We start from the raw sequence: 7,891 nt of genomic DNA on the forward strand, positions 1-7,891 counted from the left end.
ATCAGCACCAGCGACGGCAGCCGCTGGCACAAACGCACCTGCCCCCTCACTTGCCACAGTCCTGCGGCAAGGACAGTGCCTTGGCGATATCACGCCAATCGAAGGCCACCACGCCCTGATCGTCATGCACCGCATACAGCGCGCCCTGCGGGAAACGCGCCGATACCTGCTGGCTGTTCCAGATGCCGTCGGTGTTGGCCACCGTATTGCCATGGAACGAGCCCACCGGCGCCAAGGTCTTGCGATCGAACAGATGGAAGGTGCTGCGCTGCTTGCCCTGCTCGGTGGTGATCCACCAGCCGCCTTCGCCGCAGGTACGCAGCATCACGCCTTCAGCCTGTGCCTTGAACAGGCCGCGACCAAAGGTCTCGCCACTGAAGTCACCAGCCAGGTTATAGACCTTGAACTCACTGGCATAGCTTTCGTCTTCTTCGGCGATCAGCAGCCGATCGTTGGCCGGATCGCCCCAGATCGACTCGACCACACGCAGCGCACCCTTGGGCGAGCTGTCGCCGATGCTGCGTACGAGCTTGGCCTGCACTGTGCCGCCATCAACCGTGACGTGATAGCGACGCACACGCTCGTTCAACCGCTCCAGCGCCGGCAGGATGTCGTTGCCAGCCGCATCCTCGCCATCGTCGTAGGAGTCGGTGACATACAGGTCGTAACCGCCCTGCACCGGGTTCACCCACAAACCATAAGGCTTGCGCAGGTCATTGTCGGCAAACACGCCCAGCGGCTTGAAGTCCGGCAACTGCAGGACCTGCACGCGGTGGTTGTCGCGTTCAACGATGAAGACCAGGTCGTCCTGCACGGCAATGCCATTGGGTCGGTCGAACTGACCCAGCGCGGTGCCGGTGCTGCCGATGTCGCGCAGATGCTTGCCAGTCTGGCCGTCGTACACCACCAGCTTGTCGGTGGCCTTGGCGGTGGCGATCAGCCACAGCTGGCCATCGGCGCCGCGCCAACTGGCCGGCGAATCGATGTTGTCAGCCGGCGTCATCGGCGTCAGGAAAGCTTCGGCGACCAACGTGGACGGGACAGCGGTCGCGCCCTCGGCAAGATCGGCAGCGGTCGGCGGCGTGGCGGACTTCGGCGTCGGCTGGCAGGCACCCAGCACCAGCGCGACAGCGGTAGCGAGAAGCGCGGCCTTCACATTGCCACCTTCACGCCGATCGCGTAGGTGCGGCCGTATTCCTCGTTCTGCAGGGTGCGCGAGGAAATGCCTTGATAGAGCTCCAGCGGCTCATCCAGCAGGTTGGACGCTTCCAGGTACAGACTCACGTTCTTGCTTAGTTTGTAGTCGAAGCTGAAGTCGAGCTGGGTATGCGGCGCGACATAGATATCAAAGGCACGGCTGTCGCCGATGGTGTCCAGGTACTCGCTGCGATAGACACCGGCCAGACGGGTACTGAGGCTGCCCCACTCATAGCCGATATGCGCGCTGTAGATGTTCTTGGACGCGCGCGGCAGATTGAAATCATCGCCCTCGCGGCCGGCAATGCCCGGATCAAAATCGGTATCCAGCCAGGTACCGCTGGCACCGACCAGCAGGCCAGCCCACGCTCCCGGCAGGAAGCTCAGCTGCTGCTGCCAGTTGAACTCGGCGCCGAAGACCTTGGCCTTGTCGCCATTGATCGAACGGGTCACGTCAAAGCCCGGGTACTCGGGATCGCTGTCGGTCACGGTCTGTACGATGTAGCCGTCGATGGACTTGTGGAACAAGCCCAAGGAGATGATGCCGCTGTCACCCAGATAGCGCTCGAACGAGAAATCCAGATTGGTGGATTCGTACGGATCCAGGTTCGGGTTGCCGATGCGCGCTTCCTTGTCGTCGCGGTTTACTGCCAAGCGCGGCGAGACATCACCGAACGACGGGCGCGCCACTGTCTTGTTGACCGAGCCGCGCAACACCCAATCATTGTTGGTGTCGTAGCGCAGATGCAGGCCCGGCAGCACGCTGGTATAGCTGTTGTTGGCGATGCGCGGCGTCACGACGACGGTCTTGCCGTCGCTGGCGATATCCACGTCGTTGCCGGTGGCATTGAACTGGGTGTTCTCGACGCGCACGCCACCAATCACGCGCAACGCGCCAATATCCCAGGTGCCCATTGCATAGGCCGAGAGGATGTCTTCGCTGGCGATGTAGTCCTCTTCCAGCGAGGTCATCTTGTTGCCGGCGACGTCACCGGACTTGGCGCTGTACTTGCTGCCGTTGGCCGCCCACCAGGCGCGCATCGCCGCCGAACTCATGCCTTGGCCGAGGCTGCCACCGCGATACTCCAGGGTCTTGCCGTTCCAGCTGGAGAGGTCAACTGCCGGACCGGTACGCAGCTCGACCTCATCCACATTGACGTCGCGTTCGCGCCAGCGGCCGAGCACACCGAACTTGTAACTGCCCTTGTCGCCATCGAAACGGATATTGACCTGTGCGCTGCGCTCGCTGTCGTCGATCTGCTTGGGCGAGAGCACCACGCGGTCGAACACATAATTGCCGTTGTCCATCCAGCCGCTATCACTCAGGCTCATGCCTGGAATGCCACTGTTCTGGTTGAGGGTTGCGGACATGTCGCCACCGTCGTAGTCGAAGCGTGCTTCCATTTCATCATTCACGCGCTCGCGCGTCTTGGTATAACCCAGCTTGTAATCCAGCACTGCGCCGCTCAGACGGTTCTCACCACCCAGACTGACGGCCAAGGTGTTCTCTTCCTTGGTGCGGTAGCGCATGCGCTTGCTGATGGCATCGGCCGGCAGATCGTCCACCTGATAGCGGCCACCACCAAGGGCGGTGATTTCGCCGTCGCCGAGACCAAAGATGGTGCGCTGGCGGGTTTCGGCATCGTCGAACTGGCTGTACAGGGTGCGCAGGTAGTAGCGATTGTCGTCATCCGGACGCCAATCGAAATTCAAGTTTGCACCGGTGCGCTCACGCTCGATGGTGTACTTGCGGCGCTGGATCTCTACCGCCACCAGATCATCATCGGCACCGCCCTTGAAGTTGTCGTACTCCACTTCGGTGTTATCGGATTCAAACGTGCGCTTCTGATAGTTCACACCCAGCGCCACACCGAAGGTTTCCGCAAACACTTCGCTGTAGTTGAACGCCGCCTTCGGGCTGGTCTCGCCCGATAGTTCCTGATGGCTGCCTTCCAGCTTGCCCTTCAAGGAACGGCCATCACGATCGAAGGCCGATGCAGACTCCACCACCACCGCGCCGCCGATGGCATCACCCGGCATATCCGGTGTGGCCGATTTGATCACCCGCAGGCGCTCGGTGGACTCGGAGGGAATGACGTCCAACGGCGCCGCACGCGAGGAATCTTCCGGCGTACCGATCGCGATGCCATCGATACTCACGCTGTTCAAGGCTGCATCCAGGCCACGGATCACCACGAAGCGACCTTCGCCCTGATCGCGGGTGACACTGACGCCAGGCAGGCGCTGCAGCGACTCAGCGACATTCATGTCCGGGTAGTCACCCATCGAGTCGGAGGCAACCGCGTCCTGCACGCCATTGGCGTCGCGCTTGAGTTCAACGGCGCGGATCTGCGCCTCGCGCTGCGCACGTACCTCAATGCGTTCCAGATCAATGGCGGCCGCCGCACCGCTGGCGAGCGTGGTTGCGCCATCGGCCGTGGCCTGTTGTGCATATGCAGGCGCGACAGCCATACAGGCCACCGCGGTCGTCACCGCCACCACCAAGACGCTCTTGCGCACTACCGCCCCCAATCTGTGTAAAGGATGGGTGTGCAAGGTATGTCCGTTCAGTTACGCGACAGTTACAGTGACACAGTGGAAATATTTCAGTCTGTTACTTCGCAGGTACAGCGCGGTCAAAGAAAGCCTCCGGCCAGCGTCATGAGCGATACCGCCAGCCCCGGAACCGCCGCTCATCAGCACAGTGTTGCTCGCTCATTTGCAGCGTGCGCCTACAAGAACCTTCGCCTTTCTCCAACTGAAAGCACTCCATCACCTGATCCGGATAACGCTCACTGTGCTGCTGACGCCTTCTACCCGCATTTCGTAGAAACCGTCGGTCTTTCTGATCAGCCGCACCTTGGGGTCGGTCTTGTCCCCAGCGGAGTAACCACCCTGCGTCTGCCGCCACAGCTGACCATTGGCCAGCCTGAACTCGGTATTTCCCCTCCAACCCGTAAACCGACCCTTGATCGTGGACTCAATGCTGTTTGAACTGTCCATCCACGCAGCAAGCGCGCGCTCGATACGCCGCACCCGCAACACCTCGGCACCAACTCCGATCTCGTTGCTCGTCGGACACACGATCACTTCCCCCCGCCGTCTGCCCATGTATCCGGGGCCCGAGCTCACTTCCCACATGCTGCGATCGGACAAGATGATGATCTCGCCAGCGCGTCCCTCCAGCCGTTCGGGCGCAACCACGTTCGCCACATGGCACTCTCCGCCCCAGGCAAGGCCCGGCAATAGCAAGACCACACCAGCCATGCATTTCATCACGCGCATGCACGCTCTCCCGCCGCCGTGAAACACATCAACGCCGCCGCACCATGATCGTGCCGGACTGTCCATCAACCTGCATCTCATAGTCGGCGCCCCGCCGCGTCAACATCACGCGGGGCGAATGGCCTGATCCGCTCTGTCGGCGTCCATCAGTCTGTTGCCAGATCTGTCCGTTCTGCAGTTGGAAAAGGGTTTTCCCGCCCCATCCCTCAAACCGCCCCGCTATCCGGCTTTCGATGTCATAGCTGGCAACCGTCAGCACCGAGCGCGAGGCACCCCTGCCGGGGACGGTGTAAACAACGTCCACCTCCGGGCCAAACTCCAGCACGGGTTCGGGTTCTTTGACGTAGCCGAATTCCGCGTCGTAGCGGACCAATCGGTAATACACCAGTTCTCCGTTCTGTCGACGCGTGTGTAGCGACTCAAACCGGCCACGGCCCAGATCGACATAGGCCACGCCGGAACGGAAGATCACCTCGCTGGGATTCACGACCTCCTGCTCCAATGGTGGCAGCACTGGCACGGCGGCAGCGCCCCCGGCCCACGACGCCAACAGCAACAAGCCCATCCGCACCCATCCATCGTCAGCTACCCGCATGCTCCCCCCTGTACTGCACTTTCGGCCCGGCGCGGGCAACCGACATCATCTCTGGAAACCAGCCCATGAACCACCCAGCATTGGAATCACGCTTCCGCGCGTGAACCGGGAGCGCCGCGCCGGCAGCCATCGACTGGTGCACGCGCTCAGGCCTTGCCGCGTCGGCCGCCAATACGCTGCATCTGGCGGCTCTGGCCCTGTGGCCCTGCCGCAGAGGAGACACACGCACAGAGGCGCTAAAATAGCGGCTCTCCCTCCTGCCCGATCACTCCCATGAAAATCGTCGAAGTCCGCCACCCGCTGGTCCAACACAAGATCGGCCTGCTCCGCGATGCATCCATGAGCACCAAGGATTTCCGCGAGGTAGTCAACGAGCTGGGCACGCTGCTGGCCTATGAGGCCACCGCAGATCTCGAGACCGAAAGCCACACCATGCCAGGCTGGGCTGGACCGGTGCAGGTACAGCGCATTGCCGGCGCCAAGATCACCGTGGTGCCGATCCTGCGCGCGGGCCTGGGCATGCTGACCGGCGTGCTGTCGCTGATTCCGGCTGCGCGCGTGAGCGTGGTTGGCCTGCAGCGCGACGAGGAAACCCTGCAGCCGGTACCCTACTTCGAACGCCTGACCGGTCGCCTGGAAGAGCGCGACGCGCTGATCCTGGACCCGATGCTGGCCACCGGCGGCACCTTGATCGCCACCATCGACATGCTCAAGCGCGCCGGTGCGCGCCGCATCAAGGGCATCTTCCTGGTCGTCGCACCGGAAGGCCTGAAGGCACTGGAAGCCGTGCATCCGGACGTTGAGGTGTATACCGCCGCCATCGACGAGCGCCTCAACGAGAAGGGCTACATCCTGCCAGGCCTGGGCGATGCCGGCGACCGCATCTTCGGCACCCGGGTCGGCTGAGCCGCGCCAACGCATCACGCAGCTGCCGGCACCTGCCAGCAGCTGTTGCCAGCTTCAACGTCCAGGACAGGAGATCTCGATTAAATAAGTTTCATCTGCAGCTGACAAATATTTACTCCCCCACGGGCGGATGCTCACTCCACCACCCGCGAAGGAGCCACACCATGTACCGCCCTGCCCTGCTCGCCTGCCTGCTGTTGGCCACCGCACTTCCCCTTGCCGCAAGCGCCGCACCCGCCGCTACGCGTACCCCGCAACAACAACGCATGGCCGATTGCTCGGCCAAGAACAAAGGCATGAAGGGCGACGCCTACAAGCAGGCGCAACGCAGCTGCCTCACCACCCATGCAGCCCCAGCTGCAGCAGCGGCGCCCGCAATGGCTGCACATTCGACAATGGCGGCACCTTCACCGGCTGTACCGACGCCGGCAGCACACACCGCCACCGCGGCAGTCACACCGCAGCAGCGCATGGCCAGTTGCAACACCGATGCCGCAAGCAAACATCTCGCCGGCGATGCTCGCAAGACCTTCATGAGCAGTTGCCTGCGCACCCACTGAGCCCCATAGGCAAACAACGGAAAAGAGCGGAACCATGGGTTCCGCTCTTTTCGTTTGCTGCACAAATTATTGACTGAAGTCAGGCAGCCAACGAACGCGCTTTCAACTCACCCACTTCATGGGCGGTGGCAAAGCGCCCCTTCTCATCACGCACCACCTGCGCCATCGCGCACTGCGGATCATGGGTGAAAAACAGGTGCACATTGCGCGCCAGTTTGTCTTCAAGGAAGGCACGCTTCTCGTCGATCAACAACTCGGCGTTGCGGTCGTAACCCATGGTGATAGGCACATGCACCCAGGAGCGGCCCGGGATCAGATCGGCGCAGAACACCACGCCGCCACGCGGCTGGCCATTGACTCGCTCAGGACCGACGATCTCGGCAAGCATCAAGCCTGGGGTATGGCCGTCGCTGAAGCTGAAACGCACCGACTCGCCCAATGCTTTCGAATAGGCGCCGCTGACGATTTCCAGGCGCCCACTGGCTTCCAGCAATCCGGTCAATTCGGGAATGAAGCTGGCCCGATCACGCGGATGCGGATGCTTTGCCCGCTCCCAGTGCTCGGCACCAATCACGAAAGTCGCGTTCGGGAACAACAGCTCCGGCTCACGGCCTTCCGACCACGGTGCCAGCAAACCGCCTGCGTGATCGAAATGCAGGTGGCTGAGCACGACCACGTCGATGTCTTCATGCTCGAAGCCTGCTTCACGCAATGAGTCGATCAACACATGCCGCGGCTCCTGCACACCATAGCGCTCGCGCAGCTTGGGCTCAAAGAACGCACCGATGCCGGTTTCGAACAGCACGGTCTTGCCGCCCAGCGGGCTGGCCAGCAAGGCACGGCAGGCCAATTCAATACGATTGGATTCATCGGCCGGCGCCCATCGCTCCCACAACGCCTTGGGTGCGTTGCCGAACATTGCGCCGCCATCGAGTTTTTGCGAGTTACCGCGAATCGACCATAGTTTCATATGAAAAATTCTACCCGCTGCGCGTTAAATATTCGCAAGGATCTGGTGGCGGATAATTGACGGGGAGCGGTACAGATGGGGAGCGCAGTGTTGCTCGCGATTTTTTTGAGCCGGCAATTGCCAACAGCTTTAGTACAGGACTGGCGTGGGCTGGCATTGCATTGTGGGAGCGGGGGGAGCCCCCCCCCGGGCGCCCCCGGAACCCCTGGTTATTTTTGGGAAGGGTTAATTTAAAAAATTGCCGGGGGGGCCCGCGCCCCCAAAAAAAAAAAAAAACCCCCGGGGGCCGTTGGCGCGCCCCCGCGGTAAGCCCCGGGGGCGCCCCCGATATACACCCCCCACGGCGCCCCGGTGGGGAGGGGGCAGGGGGCGGTGGTG

7 protein-coding genes are annotated in these 7,891 nt (G+C 62.1%); 2 read left to right on the forward strand and 5 right to left on the reverse strand.

Annotated features, from left to right (window positions below; translation table 11 throughout):
• Positions 1-46: 46 nt before the first annotated feature.
• The 4 genes from ACVOMB_RS06105 to ACVOMB_RS06120 all read right to left on the reverse strand — a co-directional run bounded on the left by ACVOMB_RS06105 (position 47) and on the right by ACVOMB_RS06120 (position 5,077).
• Positions 47-1,156 carry a phytase gene (locus ACVOMB_RS06105; protein ID WP_481530360.1) on the reverse strand — a complete coding sequence of 370 codons (1,110 nt, stop codon included), beginning with the start codon at positions 1,154-1,156 and terminating at the stop codon, positions 47-49.
• A complete protein-coding gene (locus tag ACVOMB_RS06110; RefSeq protein WP_481530371.1) occupies positions 1,153-3,669 on the reverse strand; it encodes a TonB-dependent receptor in 2,517 nt (838 codons plus the stop codon). The genes ACVOMB_RS06105 and ACVOMB_RS06110 overlap by 4 nt, the downstream gene beginning before the upstream one ends.
• Positions 3,670-3,969: 300 nt before the next feature.
• The gene (locus ACVOMB_RS06115; RefSeq protein WP_481530361.1) at positions 3,970-4,482 is read right to left on the reverse strand and encodes a hypothetical protein; all 513 of its coding nucleotides are present in this window, start codon (positions 4,480-4,482) and stop codon (positions 3,970-3,972) included.
• A 28-nt stretch (positions 4,483-4,510) separates the two neighbouring features.
• On the reverse strand, positions 4,511-5,077 hold the full coding sequence (locus ACVOMB_RS06120; RefSeq protein ID WP_481530362.1) for a hypothetical protein: 567 nt from the start codon (positions 5,075-5,077) through the stop codon (positions 4,511-4,513).
• A gap of 273 nt (positions 5,078-5,350) precedes the next feature.
• Between ACVOMB_RS06120 and upp the strand changes: the two genes are divergently transcribed.
• Positions 5,351-5,983, forward strand: a complete 633-nt coding sequence (gene upp / locus ACVOMB_RS06125; protein WP_481530363.1) for a uracil phosphoribosyltransferase — start codon at positions 5,351-5,353, stop codon at positions 5,981-5,983.
• 164 nt (positions 5,984-6,147) lie between these two features.
• Positions 6,148-6,543, forward strand: coding sequence for a PsiF family protein (locus ACVOMB_RS06130; RefSeq protein WP_481530364.1), 396 nt, complete (start codon positions 6,148-6,150; stop codon positions 6,541-6,543).
• 79 nt (positions 6,544-6,622) lie between these two features.
• On the opposite strand, the gene ACVOMB_RS06135 is transcribed toward ACVOMB_RS06130, so the two are convergent.
• The gene (locus ACVOMB_RS06135; protein ID WP_481516222.1) at positions 6,623-7,513 is read right to left on the reverse strand and encodes an MBL fold metallo-hydrolase; all 891 of its coding nucleotides are present in this window, start codon (positions 7,511-7,513) and stop codon (positions 6,623-6,625) included.
• Between the last annotated feature and the right edge of the window lie 378 nt (positions 7,514-7,891).

Source organism: Stenotrophomonas sp. STEN018 (genome assembly GCF_056760235.1).